A 22,739-nucleotide genomic window follows, 5' to 3' on the forward strand; every position below is an offset into this window, starting at 1 on the left:
GTTAAAAAAGATGTCCTTCGGAGATCTGTGCGCCCAGTGTTTCGGTGCGAACGATCAGGTCGGTGAGATATTCGTGCAGGCCGTTGTTGATGATGTAGTCGATTCGGCCGTAACGAAGATTGGTGTAGATCGCGTGCGCCTGCCGCTTGGCTTCGGCGGCGCGCTGCGGATCCTGATCCTCGATCAGGTCCAGGTGCTGGGTGATCTGGTTGTAGCAAAACGCCAGCGAACGCGGAAACTCGCCGCGCATGATCAGCAGTTCGGCCACGTGCGCCGGCTCCACCTGGCCCTTGAACATCACGCGGTAGGCGCGGCGCGCGCCGACCACGCGCAGAATCGCCAGCCATTGGTAATAATCGACCACACCGCCGACGTCGTTTACCGAGGGAAGCTTCACGTGATACTTCACGTCGAGCAGGCGCGCGGTGTTGTCGGCGCGTTCGAGATACTGGCCGACGCGCACGAAATGAAAGCCGTCGCGGCGCAGCATCGCGTTGGAGCACACGCCGTGAAACAGTCCGACGCGCGACTTCACCCATTCGAGGAATTCGGACAGCAGGTCCTCGGTCATCGGCGTGTTGCGGTAGGTGGAAAGCTCCTGCCAGGTGGTGTTGACCGCCTCCCACATATCGGCCGTCAGCGCGGTACGCACGGCGCGCGCATTGCGGCGCGCGACCTCGATGCAGTTGACGATGGAGGAGGGGTTGTCGGCGTCGAAGGCGAGAAACTGGATGACCGACGGTTCGTCGGCGGTCTCGTGGCGTGCGTAGTAGCTCTCGCTGCCGCCGGCGGCGACGATCGCGGACTCCCACTCGCTATTGCGTTCGCTGTCCACGCGAACGGCGTTCATCTGGCCGGCCACCTGCAGCAGGCGGGCGACATAGTCGGCGCGTTCCATGTAACGCGAGAGCCAGAACAGGTTTTCTGCGGTGCGTGCCAGCATCAGCTTTCCAGTACCCAGGTGTCTTTGGTGCCACCGCCCTGTGAGGAGTTCACCACGAGCGAGCCCTCTTTCAATGCCACGCGGGTGAGGCCGCCGGGCACCACACGAATGCGATCGGCGCCACACAGCACGAACGGCCGCAGATCGACATGGCGCGGCGCGATGCCGGCGTCGACGAAGGTCGGCACCGTCGACAGCGCCAGCGTGGGCTGTGCGATGTAGTCGTTCGGACGCGTTTTCAGCAAGGCGCGGAAATCGTCCAGCTCGGTGCGGCTGGCGTGCGGTCCGACCAGCATGCCGTAGCCGCCGGAGCCGTGGACCGCCTTGACCACCAGTTCGTCGAGATGCTCCAGCACGTAGCGCAATTCGTCCGGCTTGCTGCAGTCGTGGGTGGGCACGTTGCGCAACAGTGGCTCTTCGCCGAGATAGAAGCGGATCATCTCCGGCACGTGGATGTATACCGCCTTGTCGTCGGCGATGCCGGCACCGATGGCGTTGGTCAGCGTGAGGTTGCCCGCGCGGTTGGCAAAATGCAGCCCAGGCACGCCGAGCATCGAGTTCGGTTTGAAGATCAGCGGATCGAGGTAGTCGTCGTCGATCCGCCGGTAAATCACGTCGACGCGCGACAGGCCGGCCGTCGTGCGTTGGTAGCAGATGTCCTTGTCGACGACCAGATCGGCGCCTTCGACCAGGTCGATGCCCATCTCGTCGGCCAGAAACGCGTGCTCGTAGTAGGCGCTGTTGTGGATGCCGGGGGTCAGCAGTACCACCGTCGGCTCGCCGGGACAGTTTGGCGGCGCCAGCGAACGCAGTGTGGCGAGCAGCTCGTCGGGATAGTGCGCCACCGGGGCCACGCGGTTGCGCCGGAACAGGTCCGGAAACAGCCGCTGCATCACCTCGCGGTTCTCTACCATGTAGGAGACGCCCGAGGGCGTGCGGCAGTTGTCTTCCAGCACGTAATAGTCGTCGGGGCCGGTACGCACCATGTCGATGCCGGCGATATGCGAATACATCTGGCCCGGCAGATCGAGCCCGGCCATTTCCGGCCGGAACTCGCTGTTGTGCAGGATCAGCTTTTCCGGAATGCGGCCTGCGCGCACGATGTCGCGGTCGTGGTACACGTCGTGGATAAACGCGTTCAAGGCCTTGGCGCGCTGCTCCAGACCCTGGCGCAAACGCAGCCATTCCGCCTGTGCCATCACGCGCGGAATGAAGTCGAACGGGATCAGCCGCTCCGGGTCCCCGCCCTCGGTGTACACCGCAAAGGTGATGCCGATACGGCGAAACAGCACCTCCGCCTCGCGGCGCTTGAGCGCCAGCTGCTCGGCGGGCATCGATTTCAGCCAGGAATCGATCAGCGCATACGGCGCGCGAACGTTCTCCGGCCAGCCCATCTCGTCGAATACAGGGGTTGCGTCGGCCATCAAAACTCCTGGTTGGGCAGCCACGGCAGCGATGGTTCGCCGTAGTGGAAAACGGTAGATGCTGAATTCGGCGTCGACCACTCGACATTACCGCGGGTGACCGATCGATGTCTAAATGTTTCGTCGTGACGTTGTCGACGGCTCGACAACGGCCTGGAATGATCCGGCAAGATCGCAGGGCGGGCGTGCAATTTCCGTGCAGTCGCGCTGCCGACATGGCGAAAGCATGGGCGCTTGTCGGCTAAAACGCGTGCGATCGGCTGTCTGTGTTCGGCGCGCTCCGGGCCAGGCCGCGCGAAGTGCTGGGTCTGTTTGCCTGCCTTTCTATGTCACCACTCGGTCGTGGGCGGACGTCCATTCCCTCGTTCTTTCTCGACCTTCGCGCCAACAACTCGTGGCGCAGGCCACGTGAAGATATAGAGCCGGCTCTCAGTGCGGACACCGGCGATGCCGCGTCGACAATGCGTATGAAGCATCCTGGCTGTTGAACGCGCGCTCGTATTCGACGGAGTCCGCCTGCCGGTGGCGCCGGACGCTTTGCCGCGGCATCGCGATGACGCGAGTTAGATAACGTTGTCATCTATTGTCGCAATCCACTTTCTCTTGTTCGCCGATATCGGTAAAGGACGCTCACGGTTCCGACGATCCACGGTGCGTCACCCGCGATGCGTGTTCCGACCGCCTTGTCTTCGACATTTTTTCAGCAGATGCCCGCGTCGACTAGGCAGCTAAAAATCGCGAGCCATTCCGATGGCGACTCATCACTGTTGCAGCGCGATACGTCGGCAAACGAGCGGCGCCGCGACGTGGCGTTACGACATATCGCACCAGCAGCAAAATAAAAAGCGCACGGCACAACGACAGCGCTGCGCTGGTGCTTCGCAGCAATTCACATGCGCGGTCACAGATGGGATTTTTTCCAATAGACAACGTTGTCATTTAGGCCTATCACAGGACATATTCCACGCATAACAAGCGGTAGCGTGCATGGATGCAATGAGGCGCCTATCCCCCATGGCCGATCGGATCGCGGCCGTGAACTGCCTCGGTAATTCACTTGAATTGATGCAGGCCCATCCGGAGAGCACGACATGTCACTCAAACCCCCGTCACCTTTTGTAAAACAGCCCGCCAAGTGTTTACGCATGGCATTAGGAGCATTCGGCAGCGTTGCTGCTACCGGTCTGTCCATGGCGCTGCTGGCCGCGGCACCGGTGCAGTCGGTGCACGCCGCGAGCGCGACCAGCTGCGCCGCAGCTTGGAGTGCGTCGCAGGTTTATACCGGCGGCAACACCGCCAGCGAGAACGGCGTCAACTACGTCGCCAACTGGTGGACGCAAGGCAATGACCCGGCGACCAACAGCGGCGGCGCAGGCTCTGGTCAGCCGTGGACCTCGCAGGGTTCCTGCAGCGGTGGCGCGCCGGCACCGGCGCCTGCACCTGCACCTGCACCTGCACCTGCACCGTCGCCGGCGCCTTCACCGGCTCCAGCGCCGGCCCCTGCGCCGGGCAGCTTGCTGTTCAGCCCATACAAGGACGTGACCATCAATCTCAACTGGAATACCAACGTCATGCAGACAGCGGTGACCGGTACGGCGATTCCCGTCGTGGGCAGCGGCAGCCTGGTATCGACCGCCGAACCCAACCTCGGTGCGATTACCTTGGCTTTCGCGTCGGGTGAATGCGGCAGCGAAAACTGGGGCGGCATTCCGGCGGCAAGCTTTGCCAGCGCGAACGTACAGGCGCTGGCCAACGCCGGGCTCAACTATGTGGTTTCCACCGGCGGCCAGGCGGGTACGTTCACCTGCTCCACGCCAGCGGGGATGGCGAAGTTCCTGTCGACCTACAACTCATCGCATCTGGTGGGCGTCGATTTCGATATCGAGGGTGGCCAGACGCAGGCGCAGATCACCAGTCTTGTCACCGAGGTAGCGTACGCGCACACGCTGTATCCGAACCTGCGCTTCTCCTTCACGTTGGCGACGCTGGCGGCATCGGACGGTAGCTACGGCGGGCTCAACTCACTCGGCGACATGGTGGTCAAGTCGATCAAGAGCGCCAACCTCAGCAATTACACGATCAACCTGATGGTGATGGATTTCGGCGGCCCCAGCGCCGGCGTGTGTGTGGTGGCCAACGGTGTCTGCAATATGGGCCAGTCGGCCATCCAGGCGGTGCAGAACCTGCAGCACACGTACGGTATCCCTGCCAGTCAGATCGAGCTGACGCCGATGGTGGGTGTCAACGACGTCTCCAGCGAAGTGTTCTCGCTGACCGATGTCGACACGCTGACCTCTTATGCGGTGAGCAACAAGCTGGCCGGTATTCATTTCTGGTCGCTCGATCGCGATACGCCGTGCTCGAGCAATTCCGGTTATGCCTCGCCGACCTGCAACTCGGTCAGCGGCAGCACCGCGCTGCAGTACACCAATCGGTTCCTGCAGGATCTCGGTCGCTAGTCGCGGTTGCCCCATCGATAGCCACGCGCAAGGCGCGGCTATCGATGGGGAAAATAGGATGAAATCACAACGCCCGATGCAGGAGATTGTCATTCTCCTGCATCGGGCGTTCTTGTTGAGCGTCGTTCTCTGGGTGAAATGAAGGCGCATCATTCGAGTCCGGACACGCCTGTAAGCAGATCCGGCTTCACTTGTGCGTCAGAAAGACGCATTCACGTTTGCTCACGGCATTCGCCATTACGATCCGATGCATGCCCGCGCCGCCGTTTTTCTCGATCATCATGCCGACCTACAACCGCGCCGCGCTGCTCGGGCGCGCGATCGCGTCTGTGCTTGCCCAGGTCGAGTCGCAGTGGGAGCTGCTGGTGGCCGACGACGGCTCGACCGACGACACCTGGCCGCTGCTGTGCGATTGGCAGGCAAGCGATCCGCGCGTGCGCTGCTGGCGGCATGAAAACGGCGGTCAGTCGGTGGCGCGCAATCGCCTTTTGGCCGAGGCCAGCGCACCATGGGTCGCGTTTCTGGACAGCGACGACGAGTTCGAGCCTTCGCATTTGGCGCGTCGCCGGGAGGCGATCGAGTCCGATCCGTCGGTGGATATGTGGATATCGCCAATGCGCGTCGTGGGCGATCCGCTGGTGCCGTGCCGACACCATCCCGGCCAGATGATTCATGTCGACCGCTGCCTGGGGGTGGGCATGATCGTGGTCCGGCGTGAAGCCATTGTGGCGGTCGGCGGCTTTCCCGAAATCCGCTATGCCGAAGACTCGGCGCTGGTGAAAAAGCTGGTCGTCGTCGGCGTTCGCAGCCGCAAGCTGCGCGATCGTTCGTACGTTTATCATCGCGACCATGCGGATACGATCACGCAAAACAGGCTGCGGGATGTGAGTGCGCCGAAAAACGATAGGCCGCTTTTTTAGCCGTTGCATGGACGTCTATACGTCCCAATCCAAGTATGGCCGCTCTAGTTCATCGACCGTCTGTCATACGTATCGAGGTATCGGGCCTGTCTGTGGCGTCTGGTCGGGCAGGTCGACCAGGGTGTCGTCGACGAAGCACCAGCCCCAGCCCTCTGGCGGATCGTAGCCTTCGATGATCGGATGCTTGGTGGCGTGAAAGTGCGCGGTGCTGTGGCGACCCGGCGATTGATCGCAGCAGCCGACGTGGCCGCAGGTTCGGCACAGTCGAAGATGCACCCAGGTCGATCCGTTTTTCAGGCACTCCTCGCAGCCCAGCGTCTGCGGCGTGACCTCGGCAATATCGGCGATATGTTTGCAGTAATCGCTCATGTGGCAGACTCCGACTGTTTGGCGGGCGTGGCGGCAAGCACTTGATGCAGGGCGGCCAGGACCTGGGCACCTTCGCCGACAGCCGCCGCGACGCGCTTGGTGGAACCGGCGCGCACGTCGCCGATGGCGAATATACCGGGCATGCTGGTTTCCAGCGCCAGCGGTTCACGCCCGACGGTCGACCACAATCGGCCGTTACCGGGCTGGCCGGTGCAGATAAAGCCCTTCGCATCCACGTCGACGTTGCAGCCTTCCAGCCAGGCTGCGTTGGGATCCGCACCTACGAATAAAAACAAGTGTCGCAGTGGGCTGGTCCATTCGGCGCCGGTGTCGCGATGGCGAAAGCTGGCGCCAGTCAAGCCGCTGCTCACCTCGCCCTGCAGCGCGATGACTTCGGTGCGCGTATGCAGGGTGACGTTGGGTAGCGCGGTGATACGTTCGATCAGATAACGCGACATCGACGCCTCCAGCGATTCACCGCGTATCACCAGGTGCAGGTGTTTGACCCGGGGCGCCATAAAAACCACCGCCTGTCCCGCCGAGTTGCCGGCGCCGACCAGGGCGATGTCCTCGCCCTCGCACAATTTGGCTTCCACCGGCGACGCCCAGTACGACACGCCGGCGCCTTCGAACAGGCTCAGGTTCTCGATGTCGATGCGCCGGTAGCGCGCGCCCGATGCCACCACCACGCTGCGCGCCTGCACGCCGAGGCCGCTTTCCAGCCGCAGCGTAAATGGATCGCCTGGCTGGCGCTGGTCGCCGCCGCATTCCAATGCGCTTACGGTGACCGGAATAGCGATTTCGGCGCCGAACTTCTGCGCCTGGGTAAATGCGCGCGCGGCCAGCGCATGGCCGGAGATGCCGCTGGGAAAACCCAGATAGTTCTCGATGCGGGCCGACGCGCCGGCCTGTCCGCCGAACGAGCGGGTATCCAGCACCAGCACGGACAGGCCTTCCGACGCTGCATAAACCGCTGTCGCCAGTCCGGCCGGGCCGGCACCCACCACGGCCACGTCGTAGATGCGGTCGGGGTCGAGCTCCGGTGTCATGCCGAGGCAGGCGGCCAGATCGACTTCGCTGGGATGCCTGAGCAGCGAGCCATTGGGGCAAAGTACGATCGGCAGGTCGTCATCGTGTACGCCGAACCGTTCGGCCAGCGCCTGGCCTTCGCCGCCGTCCGTCACGTCCAGCAACGAATAGGGGTGGCCGTTGCGGGTGAGAAAACCCTGCAGCCGCACCAGCGCCGGCTCACCGGGTCGACCGGCGAGCAGCGTGTTGGCTCCTTCGGCGATCAGCGCCGTACGGCGCAGCAGGAAGGCGCGCATGATGATTTCGCCAATTTCCGCCGAACCGACGATCAGCGCGCGCAGCTGGTGGGTATCGAAGCGCAATGCCTCGCAGCCGTTCGCACCCGCGCGCGCCTCGGCCAGCGCCGAACGGCCGCCGAGCTGGCTGACTTCGCCGGTGATGCCGCCGATCGGCAAGGTGGCGATCAGCTGATCCTCACCGCTGCTATGGCCGCGGTTGACCAGGACCTCGCCGGTGGTGACGATGAATACCGGCGCATGGCGCTCGCCAAGCGCGTAGAGCGTCTCGCCCGGCTCGAATTTCTGCGGCGGCGCCGTCGCAAAGCGCTGTGCCACCGCGATCTGCACGGCGCATAGCGCAGGGAACAGCTGATCACGCCGGGTTTCGGCCAGACTCATGTATTGCCCAAAGGCTGAAGAGTATCGGCAGTCTCGCCCGAGCACCTCAGGCTGGCAAGCATGGAAGCGAGCCGCGGCGGGTGGCGGCGTGCACGGAGCGGCGCGCTTCCTCGACACTGCAGCGCTGAAAAATCCAGCGCCCTGTAGAAATGGATTAGCGCGTACTATAGGGGCGCAAAGCACGCGCTATCGCGTGTTCTACGGGCTACCGATGCCGAATGACGTACACGGTATCCAAGCCATGCTTGCCAGACGAGTAGGGGAAGCTGCGGATGCGGCAAGCGTCGCCGCCGAGGCACTTCTGATTTGGAAGGACGTCGACGTGGCGCTGGCGCCGATCATCGGCCAGCCCGGCGTTGCGGCCCTTTACAAGCGCAGCCTGTATCTCACGTTGATCGATCATCCCTGTCTCGTGACCGCATACGAGGGTTCGCTGCGCCCCGGCGAATTCGAGGGTCTGAAAACCGCCTTGTCTCAACAGACGCCGGCGGAGGCCTTGGCGGCAACGATCTCGCTGCTACACACTTTCCACGATCTTCTTATCCACCTGATCGGCGGCTCGCTGTTCGAGCGTCTGCTGCGTTCGGTGTGGGACAAGTCATCCAGCGGCGATGCCGCGAAGGACAATGCTCCATGACCAAGGTCAAAGCCATCATCAATCGCCTTGCCACGGGAGTACCTGGACTGGACGACGTGTTCGGCGGCGGTCTGCCGGAGTTTTCCTTCAACCTTATCGCCGGGCCGCCGGGATCGGGCAAGACCACGCTGGCGCACCAGATCATGTTTGCGCTGGCCACGCCTACGCGGCCAGCGCTGTATTTCACCGTGCTCGGCGAGCCGCCGCTGAAGATGTTCCGCTATCAGCAACAGTTCGATTTTTTCGATACGGAAAAAGTCAGTCAGTCGGTCCACTTCATCAATCTGGCCGAAGAAACGGCTACTGGCGATCTGACCAAGGTGCTGGCGCGGGTGGTTGCCAAGGTCGAGGCGTACGGCCCCTCGTTGGTGTTTGTGGATTCGTTTCGGTCGGTCATCCTCGCCGGGGAGGGCGATCGCCATCCTTTCATCAGCCTGCAGCAATTCGTGCAGCAGCTGGGCATGCTGATGACGAGCTGGCAGGCCACTACGTTCCTGCTTGGCGAATACTTCAGCGATGACGATCCCAGCCCGGTATTCACGGTAGCCGACGGGCTGATCTGGCTGCGTCAGAGCGTGCAGAGCAATTCGATGGTACGCAAGATGGAGATCATGAAGATGCGCGGGCAACCGTCACTGCCTGGTCTGCACACGTTTCGCATCACGGAGAACGGCATTCAGGTGTTCGCGCCGCCGGTGCTGGCACCGCTGACCGACTGGCAGCCTGCGCTCGAGGCTGATCAACGGGTAAAAATGGGTGTGCCCGAACTCGATGCGATGATGGGGGGCGGCCTGCCGCGCGGGTACTCGCTGCTGGTCGCCGGGCCATCGGGTTCGGGCAAGAGCATTCTGGCATCGGCTTTTCTGGCCGAAGGCGCACGGGCCGGGGAAACCGGCGTCATCGCTGCGTTCGAACAGCGTCCCAAGCAATCGCGTGGGCGGGTGCTGGCCGATCTGATCGAGAGCGATCGGATCGGCATCATCGATACCCGATCCCTCGCGCTGTCGGTCGACGAAATTGCGATGCAGCTGATCGCCGAGATCCGCCGCCTCAAGGCGACCCGTGTGGTGATCGATTCGCTGTCGGGATTCGAGCTGGCGCTGGCGCCGACGTTTCGCGAGGATTTTCGCGAGTCGCTGTCGCGGCTGGTTTCCTCGCTTACCGATACGGGCGTCACCGTACTGATGACCTCCGAACTGGAGGATCGCTACAACGAGCTGCGCTTCAGCCCCTACGGTACGGCGTTTCTCACCGACGCTATCGTCGTGCAGCGGTATATCGAACTGGAGGGTCGATTGGAGCGGGTGATGGCGGTGGTAAAAATTCGCGCCAGTGCGCATTCCAATGCGCTGCATCTTTTTCATATCGATGATGACGGCATCCAGATCGACGAGATGCTGGCCGGTTACGAGGGTTTGCTGGGCGGTCGGCCCACGCGCAGCCGCAGCGGTTTGAATGGACCGACATCCGGCGCCGACGATGGATAAGTACAGCATCATGCCGTCGACGTCGTGACCGACCGAAACGATCCGCATACCGTTGCTGAAGCCGCGCAGACAGTGGCGTTACTCAACGGGCAGGCCGATGACCTGCGGGCGGATCTGGTCAAACTGCGCCAGGAACTGGTGGACGTGCGCATGGAGATCGGCAGCAATCGCATCACGCAACTGCTCGAGGCCAACGGTCGACTGATGCTGGCCGCACTCAATGCCGAATCCATCGCGGAAACCGCGGTGGCCAATCTCACCGAGCTGACCTATTCCAGCCAGCGCGATGCGCTGACGTATACGGCCAACCGTGCGCTGATGTTCGATCGCCTGACCCTGGCGATGACCATCGCCAGTCAGCGCAACAGCCGCCTGGCGGTGCTCTTTCTCGATCTGGATCACTTCAGAACCATCAACAACACGCTCGGCCATGCCGGTGGCGACGCCGTGCTGCAGGTGGTCGCCAGCCGCCTGGAGTCGGTGCTGCACGATGGCGACACCGTCAGCCGGCACGGCGGTGACGAGTTCCTCGTGTTGCTGACCCAGGTTGCTCAGGCTTCCGAAGCGGCGCGTATCGCCGAGATGCTGCTGGCGGCCATTGCGCTGCCCAGTTCGGTCGGTGAGGTGCGCCTGCAGCTTTCCGCCAGCATCGGCATCTCCTTGTATCCGGAAGACGGACTGGACATGGCCACCCTGATCGATCGTGCCGATGTGGCCATGTATCGTTCCAAGGAAAGAGGGCCCGGCGGATACCAGTTCCATGATGATGCGCCAACGAGCGAGCCTGGACCGCGCTCGGCACTGATGCCGCTGATCTGTCGCGAATCGCTGCCGGTCGAGGAAGCCGATCGCCTGGCCGATCTGCGCGATGCCAACGAAAAGTTATTGATGGCTGCACTCACGGCGCAGGAGCTGGAGCTGCACGCGCGCGAGGCACACCGCCAGCAGATCCAATTCATGGCGATGGTGGCGCACGAGCTGCGCAATCCGCTTACGCCGATACGTCTGGCGGCGAGTCTGCTGATCGATCGGCGAACCAACGACGCGCTGTCGCTGGCGCGTCTGCAGGTGATCATCGACGATCAGGTGACGCATATGTCGCGACTGATCGGCGATCTGCTCGATGGTTCGCGCATCAGCACGGGCAAGCTGCGGCTGGAGCGCAGCAACGTGGAAATGATCGACGTACTGCGTCTGGCGATCGAATCCTGCCGTCCCGCAATGGAAGCAAGAGGGCAGCAGATGACGATTGAGCTGCCGTCTGCGCCGCTGCATTTTTACGGGGACCGCGTCAGGTTGACGCAGATATTCAACAATCTTTTGGACAACGCATCGAAATACACGCCGGAAGGCGGCAAGGTTTCGCTGGTGCTGGTGGTGCGAGAGCAGGCGATGGCGATCACCGTGTCCGATAACGGCATCGGCATTTCGCCCGACGCGTTGCCGCATGTCTTCGACCTGTTCATGCAGGATGCGCGCGCGCTCGATCGTTCCAGCGGTGGACTCGGCATTGGGCTGGCCGTGGTGCGCGAGCTGGTGGAGGCACACCGCGGCACGGTCACGGGACACAGCGCTGGACGCAATCTCGGCAGCGAATTCACCGTGACCCTGCCGATAGATAGTTTCCCCGCAGCCGCATAGCTCTTGTCAACGCCGATGGCATCGCCATTTTTCGTCGTGCGCAGGTGCATGCACGATATCCACGCGATGCCTCGCCAGGCGGCTCGGCTACAGGGCCGACGCGAGCGTATTGGAGTATCGAGCGTTATTGTCCTCTGGACCGGCACGAACGCGGTGGCGGCCGCCTAAGGCGACGGCCAAAACCACGTGCCGTCTGTTTCAGATATTTCAGGCAGCCAACGTCGAGGGTGAGATCACTTGCGCGGCGAAACGTTCCATTTCTTCCAGCTGCGGGCTCATCTGCAGCAGGAGCAGATCGAGGCCGATCGCGGAGAATTCGGCGATGCGCGCACGCACCTGCTCGGGCGTGCCGATCAGACCCGGACGCAGGCCACGATTGGAGACCGAGTATTCCTTGATCTTCATCTCGCGCTCCAGCTGGGTGCCGGAGAGCCACTGCTCGAAGTTGGCGAAGCCGGCGGCTTCCGGGTCCAGCGCGGTAATGCGTTCGACCTCGGCCAGCGCTTCGGCCTCGGTATCGCGCACGATGGCGTAAGCCGCCATGCCGTAGATCATCGGCGGCAGGCCTTCGCGCTCGCGGCGAGCGCGCATGTCGGCGATTTTTTCGGCGATGAAGGCCGGTTCGTCGCCGTGCATGACGTAAGCGTCACAGCGCTGGGCGATCATCGTCTTGGCCGCTTCGGATTCGCCGCCGGCGTAGATGGTTGGACGCGGCGAAGAGATCGGCTTGGGCTCGCAGATCGCGTCCTTCAGCTGGTAGCGCTCGCCGCTGAAATTGAACGGCGTCTGTGTCCATAGGCCGTCGACCACCTGCAGCCATTCGTTGGTGCGACCGTAGCGGTCGTCGTGCTGATCGAACTGCAGGCCGTATTGCGTTGCTTCGTCGGCCCACCAGGACGACACCACGTTGAGCGCGAGTCGGCCGCCGGAGATGCGGTCGATATTCGCGGCCTGCTTGGCGAACAGCGCGGGCTGATGAAAATTCGGCCGCACGGCGACCATGATCTCCAGTTTTTTCGTCACTGCGGCCAGCGCGGCCGCACTGGACCAGGCGTCGAGCGCCGGTTCGTTGACGCCCTTGATGTCGTTGAGATTGAGTTCGGCGACCAGGGTGAGGTCGTAGCCAATCTGCTCGGCACGAAGGCACAGCTTGCTCAGATAGTCCCAGCTCGCCTCCATGTTTTCGTCGCGGATATTGCGCAGCCAACCGCCGAATACCGGGGCCCAGAATCCGTACTTCATGTTGCCTTCTCCTGCTTGGATGCGATCACGTCGATCAGATAGTCGACCAGCTTTTCGTGCGGGTCCCAGCCCAGCACGTGGAGCGGATCGGCGACGAAATTGGATAGCCCGTTGATATCGTAGAAACGGCGCGCACCGTCGCGTTCGTCGATCATGAATTCGATGCCGCCGATGTCCAGCCCCGACGCTCGCGCAATGGCTTCGGCCGCCTTGATCGCCTGCGCATCGGGCTTGAATTCCTGCACGGTGACGGTGGGCTTGTCGATCAGGCAGACGTCGGCAGGGCAAAGGTCGAACGTGCCGCCGTCGGTGTTGAGCGAGATCGCATAGAGAAATTTGCCGTCTAGCGTTTCCATGCGGACCATGTGCTTGTCTTTCGCCGGTACGTATTCCTGCACCAGCAGCACGCTGTCGATGCCTTTGGGCGCGCGGTCGTTGGCCACGGCCTGCTTCAGTTCGTCGACGCTGTCATAGCGCGATACGCCGGCGCCCGAGCCGCCGATGTTCACTTTCACGATGACCGGAAAGCGCAGGCCTTCGGTTGCCGCCACGATATCCGCCTGCCGGTGCACTACACGGGTGGCGGGAATATCCAACCCCAGCGACTGGATCACCGACAGCTGCCGTGCTTTGTTAGCATCGATCGCCAGCGCCTTGCTGCCGTTGATCACGTGCGCGCCGTTCAACTCCCAGTGCGCATACAACGCCTGCGCGTAGAAAATCGGATGCTCGTCCTGGCGCAAAAACGAACTCATGGCCAAACGGCTAAACACCACGGGTGCCGGTGCGTGCCTGTCGGCAAGGTCGAACTGGTGGTTTTCGAAGGGAAAGGCCTGGTAACCGACGCCGCGGCGATCCAGCGCGGCGAAAAGTGGCTTGAACCACTCGGGGTGCTCGTAAACGATCGCCAGGGAGGGCTGTTTAGACATGGGAGGTGAATTCTTCAGTTAAGCAGACGCCCATGGTCGACACGAGCGGTACGGATTGTCAACCGACAGCGATATTTGGACGGCCATTTGCCGCGGTATTCGCTGTTTCGTCAGACAGAATAAAAGTCGTGCGGCTGCGCGCTCAGTCGGTGCGCAGCCTCTTCGAGACGGCTTCGGCGATAGCCGCGCCGCTCTGGTATGCGCACTCCACACTCGCGCCAAGGCACCAGTCGCCGCCGGCGAACAGGCTGCGATCGGTGTTGGTGAGAAAAGGCTGGCCAAGCGCCTGCGTGGTCATCGCGTAGCGCCAGCGGTGTGCCTGGGCGGCGATAGTGTCTGGCAATGCCTGACCAACGGCGCGAGCCAGCTCCCGCTGCATCGCTCCTGCCGCCTGCTCGGGCGTCAGCTCCAGATGCTCGGCGCTCCACTCGGCACCCGCATGAACCACCCAGGCGTGGAGATTCCCGCCGTGCTCAGGCCGTGACGCCTGCCGTGCCAGCCAGGAGATGGCGCCAGTGTCGAAACGGCGCGCGTCGAAGTCCACATCGAGCGGCGCGGCAAACGTGATCATCAAGGTCCAGCACGGCGCCATGCGTACCGCATCGAGCGAGGTTTGCATTAACGCGTCGTCTGCAAAAAGCGCACGCGTTTGCACGGGCGGCGCGGTGCTGATCACCACGTCGAAGGATTCGAACAGTGCTCCATCGGCCGTCTGCAGCTGCCAGGCATTTCCGCTTCGCTCCAGCGTGCTCACTGTGGTGCTGAGGCGGATTTCGAGCTTTTCCGCCAGCGGTTTCAGCAGCGCACTCATGCCGGGCGTACCGACAAACCACGGGTGATGCGCCGCGTCGATGCCCAGACGCGGCTGCCATTCGTCCGCAGCGCCGTCGTGTCGAAGCCTGTCGATTAAAGCACTGAAATCGGCCGAGCGCGTGGTGATGTACTGCGCGCCATGGTCGAAGCTGTCGCCGCCTTCGATGCGTCGCGTGGCGAGGCGGCCGCCGATGCCGCGGCTTTTATCGAATAACGTGACGGCGAAATCGCGCTGCTGCAGCGCGTGTGCGCAGCTGATGCCGGCCATACCGGCTCCGATGATGGCGATTTGCGGCGAGTGGGTATTAAGGTCGTGCTGCATGCGTTGAACCTTGATGCGAATACCCGATGGTCGCATGCGCGACGTGCCGGTTTCGTCACGCGGCCGGCCTGCGACAACAGCGCACGTTGCAACTACTGCCGCGCCTGCAGCCTCAGCCCGCGCGGGGTCAGCCAGCGCTCGATGCCCTCGAAGACGCCTTGCGCCAGCAGCGCCAGAATCGCCGCAGGAATTGCCCCCTCGAGAATAAGGCTGATGTTGTCCAGCCGGATACCGGTGAGTATCGGCTGGCCGTAGCCGCCGGCGCCGATCAGCGCGGCCAGCGTGGCCGTGCCCACGTTGATCACCGCCGCGGTCTTGATGCCAGCGAGGATGGAACGGGTTGCCAGCGGCAGTTCGATCCGGCGCAGCCGCACGCCGCGAGGCAGGCCCATGGCCGCGGCCGATTCGCGCAGTTCCGGCGCAATGCCGACCAGCCCCGCGTGCGTGTTCCGGACGATCGGCAACAGGCTGTAAAGGAACAGCGCGGCAATGGCCGGCCACGTGCCGATACCGAAAACGGGAATCATGAAGACGAACATCGCCAGCGACGGTACCGTTTGCAGAATGCCGGTCAGCCCGATCACCACCTGGCCCAATCGCTTCAACCGCGCCGCCAGAATGCCCAGCGGAATCGCCAGCAGCACGGCCAGCCCCAGCGACAGCATCACCAGCTTGATGTGCTCGATGCTTGTCTGCAGCAATCGCGCGGCGAGTCCCTTGTCGGCGCTGGTATCGGGCTGGATGCCAAGAAACGCGGCGACCACGACGTTCTCTTTCATGCCCTTCAGCTTCACCTTGGCGTTCATCTGACGCACGGTGTTTTCGTCGATGCGGCCGGCGAGCTTTTGCAGCGCGGTGACGAAGTGCGGTGCGCTTTGCGCAAGCGCCAGCCGATACAGATACACCGCCTCGTAGCGCGGAAAATAATGGCGGTCGTCGTCCAGCGTGCGCAGATGGTAGTAGGGGATTTCCGCGTCGGTGCTGTAGAGGTCGGTCGCATCGACCGCGCCGCTGGCCACGGCGCGATACGACAGCGCGTGGTCGAGTCCGCGCACCTGCGTCTGCGGCAAGCCGTAGCGCTGGCGAATACCGGGCCAGCCGTCTGCGCGGTCGATGAATTCGTTGGAAAAGCCGAAGCGCAGTTCGGGATGCGCGACCAGATCGGACAGGCGGCTGATATGCAGCTGCGCGGCTTTATCCGCCAGCATGCCCACGGCATAGGTGTTGTTGAAGCCCAGCGAATCGGTGATGCCGATGCCCAGCGGCTGCAGCCGCGCGCGCAAGGTAGGGATGTCGGCGTCGGGCGCCACGTTTTTCAGCAGCTCGTGGGTGATGGTGCCGGTGTATTCGGAATAGACGTCGATATCGCCTTGCTGCAGCGCTTTCCACAGCACGCTGGTGCCACCGAGCTCGCGCTGGTGCACGGCATCGACGCCGGCCTGCTGCGCGGTGGCCTTGGCCAGTTCGCCCAGGATCACCGATTCGGTAAACACCTTCGAGCCGATGCGCACCGGCGTCGATTGCGCAAATACGGGCACGAGCAGCAGCGCCAGCAGCATCAGGCACCGACCCATCGTGCGACTCACGAACGCACCTCGGGCAGGCGACGCTGCGCTTCGACAAAGCGGGTCACGAAAGGCTCGGCGGGGCGATCCAGCAGATCCTGCAGCGTGCCGTCCTGCACGACGGCGCCGTCGCGCATCAGCACCAGCCGATCGGCGAACCAGGCCGCTTCGGCCAGGTCGTGCGTGACGATGATCACCGTCTTGCCGAGCTGCGCGAAAATGCGCTTGAGCTCGTCCTGCAGCTCGTGCCGCACGATGGGGTCGAGCGCGCCCAGCGGTTCGTCCAGCAGCAGCGCGTCGGGATCGACCATCAGCGCGCGCATCAGCGCCACGCGCTGGCGCTGTCCGCCGGAGAGTTCGGCGGGATAGCGATCGAGCACATCGAGCGGCAGATGGGTGAGCGCCGCGAGTTCCTCGGCGCGCTGCTGCGCGTGTTGCGCACGCCAGCCGAGATAGCGCGGCAGCAGCGCCAAATTGCCGGATACGGTGAGGTGTGGAAACAGTCCGCCGTCCTGGATCACATAGCCGACGCGTCGTCGCAGTTCGAGTACCTTGGAGGGGCCGAGCGGCTGGCCGTCGACGCAGACCGTACCCTCATCCGGATAGTCCAGCCCCAGCAGCAACCGCAGCACGGTCGACTTGCCCGAGCCGCTGCTACCGATCAGAGCGGTGGTGCTGCCCGCGGAAAAATCGATATCGACGTGATTGAGCGCGACCACCGCGCCGTAGCGCTTGCTGGCGCGCTCGAGCGCGAAGCCGAAGCGGCGCGCCTCAGCGATGGCCACGGGAATACTCGCAGAGCGTTGGGGCAACCTTGCAAATCGCGCGTCGGCTCATGCGTCGTCCGACGCGGGCGGTTCCGCTGCCGACGGGATCGGCAGCGCCTTGAAGCGCGCCACGAAATCGGCCGCCGGCTCGGGTCGCCCCAGGTGATAGCCCTGGGCGTAGTCGCAGCCCATCTCGGCCAGCAGCTTCTGCGTGGCCTGATCTTCCACACCCTCGGCGACGACAGTCAGGTCCATGTGATGGGACATGTTGACGATGGCGCGAACCAGCTTGGCCGTCTGCATGTCGTCGCGCATGTCGGCGATCAGCGACTGGTCGATCTTCAGCTCGGTCGCGGGGAATTTACGCAGATAGGCGATCGAGGCGTAGCCAGTGCCGAAGTCGTCGATGGCGATGCCGACGCCGCGATCGCGCAGGCGAGCGAGCACCCGCAGGCTCAGTTCCAGATCGTTGACCAGCGCGGTCTCCGTCACTTCGGCGATGACGCTGGTCGGTGCCACGCCCCAGATGTCCAGCGCGTCCATCAGCTGCTCGACGATGCCGGGCTTGGAGAATACGCGCGGCGAAAAATTGATCGCAAAGGTCAGCTCGTGTGCGCCGCGCAGCGGCGCCGCGTGGCGCAGGGTGGCGTTGATGCTCCAGCGGGTCAGCGCCGAGATCAGATCGCTCTGCTCGGCGAAGGGTACGAAGTTGGCCGGCGATACCTCGCCGTGCTGCTCGCTGGTCCAGCGGGCCAGCGATTCGACGCCGGCCACGCGATGACGCTGCAGATCCCATACGGGCTGAAAATACGCGCGCAGGCGATTGGTGTCGATCGCATCGCGCAGTTCTTCGTGGACGATCTCCACCTGCTTGTCCTGCGGCTGGTAGAACGCGTACTGGTCGCCGCGGCGTAGCGCGTCGTCCAGCGCCATCTCTGCATGCCGGCAAAGCGCGTCGGCGTCGATCCCATCGTGTGGATACAGCGCAATGCCCATCAGGGCGTGGCCGTGCCAGGGCGTGGTGCCGGCATTCATCGGCAGCTCGAACGCACGGATCAGCCGCGTCGCGGCAAGCAGTGTATGGTTTTGGTGACGCATCTGCGGCAGTACCAGCGCGAAGCTGTCGTCGCCGGCGCGAAACACCTGATCCATCGGCCGCATGGATTGCTCGATCAGAACACGTGCCCGATCTTCCGCCAGCTCACCTTGGGCATAGCCGAAGCGTAGCGCGATGTCGCGCAATCCACGCACCCGTAGGATGATGACGGCGAAGCTGCCGGCTTCGGCCGCGGTCCGTTCCACCTGCGTCTGGATCGCGGCAAAGAGGGCTTCCCGATTCATCATCGCCCGGGAATCCTCATCAATGCAGAAACAGTTCGGCGGCGTTGATGCCATAGTCGCCGGAGGCAAGGCTGCGCACGATGTCGATCATGCGCGTGACGGTGCGGGCGACGTTTTTCTTGTCCTTGGATGATTTCACAGGCTCATCCTGATTCATCAGGTCGAGCTGGCGAAAATCGTTTACCGGCTGCTTGTCCGCGTCGGTGAGGATGACCACCTTCGGCCGCAGGCGCCGGACCTGATTCTGCGCCATGACTACCGCGACCTCGCCAGTGCTCAACTCGACCAGCGAGCCGGTGGGATACACGCCGAGGCATACCTGAAACTGCTCGACCAGTTCGGTCTGGAACAGCGTGTCGCGCCCGGCGTAGATCTGGCGCAGCGCCTGGTGGCGTGAGATGGCGGCGCGGTAGGGGCGCGGGCTGATCATGGCATCGTACGCGTCGATGATCGCAAGCATGCGTCCGGTGATCGGGGTGAGGTCGCCGGTCAGGCTGTCCGGGTAGCCGCTGCCATCCATGCGCTCGTGATGCGTGCGTACGATGTCGAGCACATCCTGATCGGTGATGCCCGACTGCTCGACGATTTTCATGCCGCGCGCCACATGCGACTGCAGCTTTTTCGATTGGGCCGGGGTCAGCTTGCCGGTGCCCTGCAGCAGGGACTGCGGCAGTTGGGTCTTGCCGATATCCATCAGCAGGCCGCCGGCGGCCAGGCTGATGATGGTGTCTTCGGCAAAACCCATGTGGCGGCCGAACGCCGCGGCCAGCGCGCTGCAGCCGATGGCATGGCTGTAGGAATAGCTGTCGTGACCTTTCAGACCTTCGATCCAGAAAAACGCGTCCGCACTGCGCAGTACGCTGGCGACCAGCGGACGCACGGCGTTTTCCACGTGTTCCACCGACAACTCGCGGCCGCTGGTGACGTCCTCGAAAATGCGGTCGACCATCGCGGTGGCGTTGTTGAACGCTTCGCGCGCACGGGGTGCTTCCTCGTCGACCGGCGCCGTGTCCGCGTATTTGATCGTTCCGTCGAAGCGCGATTCGTCCAGCCGCGTGCGGGTGAGCGTCGTGGGTCGTTCCATCGATATCTGCCGGTGCGCGTCGATATAGACGTATTCGCACAGCTCACGGATGGTGCCGAGATCCTCCTCGGTCAACAGTTCCACACCCTGCAACGGGTACGAGGTTTCTTCCCAGGGTCGGTCCAGCCGGCACACGAACATGCCAATGTCCAAATCGGCGACGGCCATGCGCCGCTCTTCAATCTCAGAGGCCACGCGTTGCACCATCCCCATCAAGTCTGCTGCGCGTATTAATAGCGTATTTCGCCGACCTATGGAGTGAAGACGACTACACGTACGCGATGTGTGCCGTCGATGCGCTGTCGATCGGCAGGCCGGCACGGGGTCATGGACGAAATGCTCAGCCGCTGGCAACGCTCAGGGGCGTTCCGACCGTTTTTTCAACATCAGCGTCAATGCCACCGCGACCACGGCCGCCAGCGCGGCGAAACCGTAGACGCGGCTGAAGCCCATGCCCGACGCTATCCATCCACCGAGCGGTCCGACGGCGACCATGGCGACATCGAGAAAGACCGAGAACACGCCGATCGCCGCGCCGCGGCTGTTTTCCGGCACGCGGTTGACGGCCTCGACGCCAAGGGCCGGGAATACCAGCGAAAACCCCAGCCCCGCCACGGCGGCACCGGCGGCGGCCAGGCCCATATCGCTGGCCAGCCACAGCATCGCCAGGCCGACGGCTTCGACGGCGAACGACACCATTGCCACGCGGTAGCCGCCGACGCGGCCGATCATCGTGCCGAACACGAAGCGCGTGCCGACAAACATCACGCCGAAGATGCTCAGCGTCAGCGCGGCGCCGGTCCAGCCGTGTGCGAGGTAGAGCAGGGTAATGAAGGTCGCGATGCAGCCGAAGCCGAGCGAGCCTAGCGCGAGGCCGATGCCGTGCGGCAACACACGTGCGGCTACGCTGCGGATCGACGCGCGTTCGCCAGCGGCGACCGCGGTGGCCCGCTTGCGTCGGGCCAGCGGAAAGGCGATCACCATCATGCTCAGCGACATCGCACCGATGGCGGCGAAGCCGAAACTGTGCGCGATCAGCACGCCGAGCGGCGCACCGGCGGCGATGGCGCCGTAGGTCGCCACGCCGTTCCAGGAAATCACCCGCGCCGTATGCTGGTGCCCGACCTGGCCCATGCCCCAAGCGATGGCGCCCGTGCCCACGCAGCTTTCGGCGCAGCCCAGGGCCAGTCGCGCGATAAGAATCAGGCCAAGGCTCAGCGCCGGCACCGCTACCGCCAGCGCACCGAGCATCAGCAGCAGTCCGCTGACGCCGCACATCACCAGCCCGGTAAGTACCGTGCGTTTCGGACCGAGGGTGTCGGCCATATGCCCGGCGCGGGCGCGGCTGATCAAGGTGGCGACGTACTGCATGCTGATCGATAGCCCGGCCACCACCGCGCCGAAACCGAGCGTGCTGTGCACGAACCCGGGCAGTACCGCCAGCGACAGGCCGATGGTGAGATAGGTGAAGAAGGTGAACGCCACCGTGCTGAGAATCGGACCGATCACGCTGAAACGGCGCGGCTGGGCGCTCGCATGGGAAACGGAGGGGGCGTAGGAGGCGTCTGGCATGTCGCACGGAGGAGTGATGGCCCTGCGCTGCGCAGGCGATTGAAGTTTACGCTTCTATGACGCAACGCAACATGAAAGAAAAGTCATCCGTGCCCGTAGCCCTTGCTTCCCGCGGCGGGCGAACGCATGGTGATATGACGGATTAGAGATGGCGCGTTTGCTTGTCCTTCGCCAGCAAGTTTGGATCTCTCCGTTTCCGTCCCCCCAGCAAAAAGGAATCCCCATGGATTACAGACAACTCGGCCGCTCCGGCTTTCGCGTGCCGGCACTCAGCTTCGGCACCGGCACCTTCGGCGGCAAGGGCGAATTTTTCCAGGCCTGGGGCAATACCCAGGTCGAAGACGCCAAGCGGCTGATCGACATCTGCCTCGAAGCGGGCGTTACGCTGTTCGACAGCGCCGACATCTACTCCGGCGGCGCGTCGGAAGAAGTGCTTGGCGCCGCACTGAAGGGGCGCCGCCATGAGGCGCTGATTTCGACCAAGGCTACGTTCCGTTCCGGCGACGGCCCCAACGACGTCGGCTCCTCGCGCTTTCATCTGATCGAAGCGGTGGACGGCGCGCTGCGCCGGCTGCAGACCGATCATATCGATCTGTTCCAGCTGCACGGCTTCGACGCCATGACGCCGGTGGAAGAGACGCTGTCCGCGCTGGACGATCTGATCCGTGCGGGCAAGATTCGCTATATCGGCTGCTCCAACTTCTCCGGCTGGCATCTAATGAAGTCGCTTGCCGCGGCAGATCGCCACAACCTGCCGCGCTATATCGCCCATCAGGCCTATTACTCGCTGATCGGCCGCGACTACGAGTGGGAGCTGATGCCGCTGGGCGTGGATCAGGGCGTCGGCGCCGTGGTGTGGAGTCCGCTCGGCTGGGGCAGGCTTACCGGCAAGATCCGTCGCGGCGAGCCGCTGCCGGCGAATAGCCGCCTGCACAAGACCAGCGAGGCCGGCCCGCCGGTCGACGATGAATATCTCTACACGGTGGTGGATGCGCTCGAAGCCGTGGCGAAGGAAACTGGCAAGACGGTGGCCCAGGTGGCACTGAACTGGCTACTGCAGCGTCCGACTGTGGCCACCGTGGTGATCGGTGCCCGCGACGAGGCGCAGCTGAGGCAGAATCTTGGTGCCGTCGGCTGGAACCTCACCGCCGAGCAGGTTGCCACGCTCGATGCCGCGAGCAAGCCGGTCAAGGCCTATCCGTATTGGCATCAAACCCAGTTCGGCGAGCGCAATCCGTCGCCGGTTGCCGAATAGTCTGGACGGCTAGACGTCTATCCAACAAGGCGCGGTATCGAGGCCGCGCCTTGCTGGTCATTTCACTCCTTGGCATAGCCATCCGAGCATGAAGAAAAGCGAGCTGCCCCGCAAAATCTGTCCAGTTTGTCGGCGGGAGTTTGCATGGCGCAAGAAATGGTCGCGCGACTGGGATCAGGTGATCTATTGCTCGGATGCCTGCCGCAAGGGCACACCGCGCGGCAAGATTCTGTCGATCGACCTCTGAGCGTCGGCGTCGCCGG

General features: G+C 63.5%; 19 protein-coding genes. 7 read left to right on the forward strand and 12 right to left on the reverse strand.

Annotated elements, in window-relative coordinates; translation table 11 throughout:
* Position 1: 1 nt before the first annotated feature.
* Both HDE78_RS12315 and HDE78_RS12320 read right to left on the reverse strand, forming a co-directional pair.
* A complete protein-coding gene (locus tag HDE78_RS12315) occupies positions 2 to 943 on the reverse strand; it encodes an alpha-E domain-containing protein (protein WP_179479871.1) in 942 nt (313 codons plus the stop codon).
* Positions 943 to 2,277 (reverse strand): circularly permuted type 2 ATP-grasp protein, encoded by a 1,335-nt coding sequence (locus tag HDE78_RS12320; RefSeq protein ID WP_304624653.1) that lies wholly within the window; start codon positions 2,275 to 2,277, stop codon positions 943 to 945. Before HDE78_RS12320 ends, HDE78_RS12315 begins: the two co-directional genes overlap by 1 nt.
* A gap of 1,235 nt (positions 2,278 to 3,512) precedes the next feature.
* Between HDE78_RS12320 and HDE78_RS12325 the strand changes: the two genes are divergently transcribed.
* Together HDE78_RS12325 and HDE78_RS12330 are read left to right on the forward strand one after the other, a co-directional pair.
* The gene (locus HDE78_RS12325) at positions 3,513 to 4,826 is read left to right on the forward strand and encodes a carbohydrate-binding protein (protein ID WP_179479875.1); all 1,314 of its coding nucleotides are present in this window, start codon (positions 3,513 to 3,515) and stop codon (positions 4,824 to 4,826) included.
* 251 nt (positions 4,827 to 5,077) lie between these two features.
* Positions 5,078 to 5,746 (forward strand): glycosyltransferase family A protein, encoded by a 669-nt coding sequence (locus HDE78_RS12330; protein WP_179479877.1) that lies wholly within the window; start codon positions 5,078 to 5,080, stop codon positions 5,744 to 5,746.
* Between the two features lie 63 nt (positions 5,747 to 5,809).
* On the opposite strand, the gene HDE78_RS12335 is transcribed toward HDE78_RS12330, so the two are convergent.
* Both HDE78_RS12335 and HDE78_RS12340 read right to left on the reverse strand, forming a co-directional pair.
* Positions 5,810 to 6,115, reverse strand: coding sequence for a UBP-type zinc finger domain-containing protein (locus tag HDE78_RS12335; RefSeq protein WP_179479879.1), 306 nt, complete (start codon positions 6,113 to 6,115; stop codon positions 5,810 to 5,812).
* Complete coding sequence (locus HDE78_RS12340; protein WP_179479881.1) at positions 6,112 to 7,821, reverse strand: FAD-dependent oxidoreductase; 1,710 nt, start codon at positions 7,819 to 7,821, stop codon at positions 6,112 to 6,114. The genes HDE78_RS12335 and HDE78_RS12340 overlap by 4 nt, the downstream gene beginning before the upstream one ends.
* A gap of 241 nt (positions 7,822 to 8,062) precedes the next feature.
* On the opposite strand from HDE78_RS12340, the gene HDE78_RS12345 reads away from it, so the two are divergent.
* Genes HDE78_RS12345 through HDE78_RS12355 form a run of 3 tightly spaced genes read left to right on the forward strand, consistent with a single transcriptional unit; the run spans position 8,063 to position 11,586 of the window.
* A complete protein-coding gene (locus HDE78_RS12345; RefSeq protein ID WP_179479883.1) occupies positions 8,063 to 8,458 on the forward strand; it encodes a hypothetical protein in 396 nt (131 codons plus the stop codon).
* On the forward strand, positions 8,455 to 9,945 hold the full coding sequence (locus tag HDE78_RS12350; RefSeq protein ID WP_179479885.1) for an ATPase domain-containing protein: 1,491 nt from the start codon (positions 8,455 to 8,457) through the stop codon (positions 9,943 to 9,945). The genes HDE78_RS12345 and HDE78_RS12350 overlap by 4 nt, the downstream gene beginning before the upstream one ends.
* Positions 9,946 to 9,969: 24 nt before the next feature.
* Positions 9,970 to 11,586 (forward strand): diguanylate cyclase, encoded by a 1,617-nt coding sequence (locus tag HDE78_RS12355; protein WP_179479894.1) that lies wholly within the window; start codon positions 9,970 to 9,972, stop codon positions 11,584 to 11,586.
* 207 nt (positions 11,587 to 11,793) lie between these two features.
* Here the strand turns inward: HDE78_RS12355 and HDE78_RS12360 are convergent, their stop codons facing one another.
* The 8 genes from HDE78_RS12360 to HDE78_RS12395 all read right to left on the reverse strand — a co-directional run bounded on the left by HDE78_RS12360 (position 11,794) and on the right by HDE78_RS12395 (position 21,221).
* A complete protein-coding gene (locus HDE78_RS12360) occupies positions 11,794 to 12,828 on the reverse strand; it encodes an LLM class flavin-dependent oxidoreductase (RefSeq protein ID WP_179479896.1) in 1,035 nt (344 codons plus the stop codon).
* Positions 12,825 to 13,757, reverse strand: coding sequence for an alpha-L-glutamate ligase (locus tag HDE78_RS12365; protein WP_179479898.1), 933 nt, complete (start codon positions 13,755 to 13,757; stop codon positions 12,825 to 12,827). Before HDE78_RS12365 ends, HDE78_RS12360 begins: the two co-directional genes overlap by 4 nt.
* Positions 13,758 to 13,899: 142 nt before the next feature.
* The gene (locus tag HDE78_RS12370) at positions 13,900 to 14,892 is read right to left on the reverse strand and encodes an FAD-dependent oxidoreductase (protein ID WP_179479900.1); all 993 of its coding nucleotides are present in this window, start codon (positions 14,890 to 14,892) and stop codon (positions 13,900 to 13,902) included.
* 92 nt (positions 14,893 to 14,984) lie between these two features.
* Positions 14,985 to 16,451 carry a glycine betaine ABC transporter substrate-binding protein gene (locus HDE78_RS12375; RefSeq protein WP_255457802.1) on the reverse strand — a complete coding sequence of 489 codons (1,467 nt, stop codon included), beginning with the start codon at positions 16,449 to 16,451 and terminating at the stop codon, positions 14,985 to 14,987.
* A 23-nt stretch (positions 16,452 to 16,474) separates the two neighbouring features.
* On the reverse strand, positions 16,475 to 17,242 hold the full coding sequence (locus tag HDE78_RS12380) for an ATP-binding cassette domain-containing protein (RefSeq protein WP_179479902.1): 768 nt from the start codon (positions 17,240 to 17,242) through the stop codon (positions 16,475 to 16,477).
* Positions 17,243 to 17,290: 48 nt separating this feature from the next.
* Positions 17,291 to 18,568, reverse strand: a complete 1,278-nt coding sequence (locus HDE78_RS12385) for a GGDEF domain-containing phosphodiesterase (RefSeq protein WP_179479904.1) — start codon at positions 18,566 to 18,568, stop codon at positions 17,291 to 17,293.
* Positions 18,569 to 18,584: 16 nt separating this feature from the next.
* Positions 18,585 to 19,844 (reverse strand): HD-GYP domain-containing protein, encoded by a 1,260-nt coding sequence (locus tag HDE78_RS12390; protein WP_345776058.1) that lies wholly within the window; start codon positions 19,842 to 19,844, stop codon positions 18,585 to 18,587.
* A gap of 162 nt (positions 19,845 to 20,006) precedes the next feature.
* Entirely contained in the window at positions 20,007 to 21,221 is a 1,215-nt protein-coding gene (locus tag HDE78_RS12395) for an MFS transporter (RefSeq protein WP_179479906.1), read from the reverse strand.
* Between the two features lie 223 nt (positions 21,222 to 21,444).
* On the opposite strand from HDE78_RS12395, the gene HDE78_RS12400 reads away from it, so the two are divergent.
* A complete protein-coding gene (locus tag HDE78_RS12400; RefSeq protein ID WP_179479908.1) occupies positions 21,445 to 22,476 on the forward strand; it encodes an aldo/keto reductase in 1,032 nt (343 codons plus the stop codon).
* 88 nt (positions 22,477 to 22,564) lie between these two features.
* Entirely contained in the window at positions 22,565 to 22,723 is a 159-nt protein-coding gene (locus HDE78_RS12405; RefSeq protein WP_179479909.1) for a DUF2256 domain-containing protein, read from the forward strand.
* Positions 22,724 to 22,739: the final 16 nt, after the last annotated feature.

This window comes from Rhodanobacter sp. K2T2 (assembly GCF_013408815.1).
In the GTDB taxonomy this organism is placed as follows: domain Bacteria; phylum Pseudomonadota; class Gammaproteobacteria; order Xanthomonadales; family Rhodanobacteraceae; genus Rhodanobacter.

Coding starts and splice junctions, on each gene's coding strand:
- HDE78_RS12315 (WP_179479871.1), bottom strand. CDS start 943: ATGCTGGCACGCACCGCAGAAAACCTGTTCTGGCTCTCGCGTTACATG.
- HDE78_RS12320 (WP_304624653.1), bottom strand. CDS start 2,277: ATGCCCGCCGAGCAGCTGGCGCTCAAGCGCCGCGAGGCGGAGGTGCTG.
- HDE78_RS12325 (WP_179479875.1), top strand. CDS start 3,513: ATGGCATTAGGAGCATTCGGCAGCGTTGCTGCTACCGGTCTGTCCATG.
- HDE78_RS12330 (WP_179479877.1), top strand. CDS start 5,078: ATGCCCGCGCCGCCGTTTTTCTCGATCATCATGCCGACCTACAACCGC.
- HDE78_RS12335 (WP_179479879.1), bottom strand. CDS start 6,115: ATGAGCGATTACTGCAAACATATCGCCGATATTGCCGAGGTCACGCCG.
- HDE78_RS12340 (WP_179479881.1), bottom strand. CDS start 7,821: ATGAGTCTGGCCGAAACCCGGCGTGATCAGCTGTTCCCTGCGCTATGC.
- HDE78_RS12345 (WP_179479883.1), top strand. CDS start 8,063: ATGCTTGCCAGACGAGTAGGGGAAGCTGCGGATGCGGCAAGCGTCGCC.
- HDE78_RS12350 (WP_179479885.1), top strand. CDS start 8,455: ATGACCAAGGTCAAAGCCATCATCAATCGCCTTGCCACGGGAGTACCT.
- HDE78_RS12360 (WP_179479896.1), bottom strand. CDS start 12,828: ATGAAGTACGGATTCTGGGCCCCGGTATTCGGCGGTTGGCTGCGCAAT.
- HDE78_RS12365 (WP_179479898.1), bottom strand. CDS start 13,757: ATGTCTAAACAGCCCTCCCTGGCGATCGTTTACGAGCACCCCGAGTGG.
- HDE78_RS12370 (WP_179479900.1), bottom strand. CDS start 14,892: ATGCAGCACGACCTTAATACCCACTCGCCGCAAATCGCCATCATCGGA.
- HDE78_RS12375 (WP_255457802.1), bottom strand. CDS start 16,451: ATGCTGCTGGCGCTGCTGCTCGTGCCCGTATTTGCGCAATCGACGCCG.
- HDE78_RS12385 (WP_179479904.1), bottom strand. CDS start 18,568: ATGATGAATCGGGAAGCCCTCTTTGCCGCGATCCAGACGCAGGTGGAA.
- HDE78_RS12395 (WP_179479906.1), bottom strand. CDS start 21,221: ATGCCAGACGCCTCCTACGCCCCCTCCGTTTCCCATGCGAGCGCCCAG.
- HDE78_RS12400 (WP_179479908.1), top strand. CDS start 21,445: ATGGATTACAGACAACTCGGCCGCTCCGGCTTTCGCGTGCCGGCACTC.
- HDE78_RS12405 (WP_179479909.1), top strand. CDS start 22,565: ATGAAGAAAAGCGAGCTGCCCCGCAAAATCTGTCCAGTTTGTCGGCGG.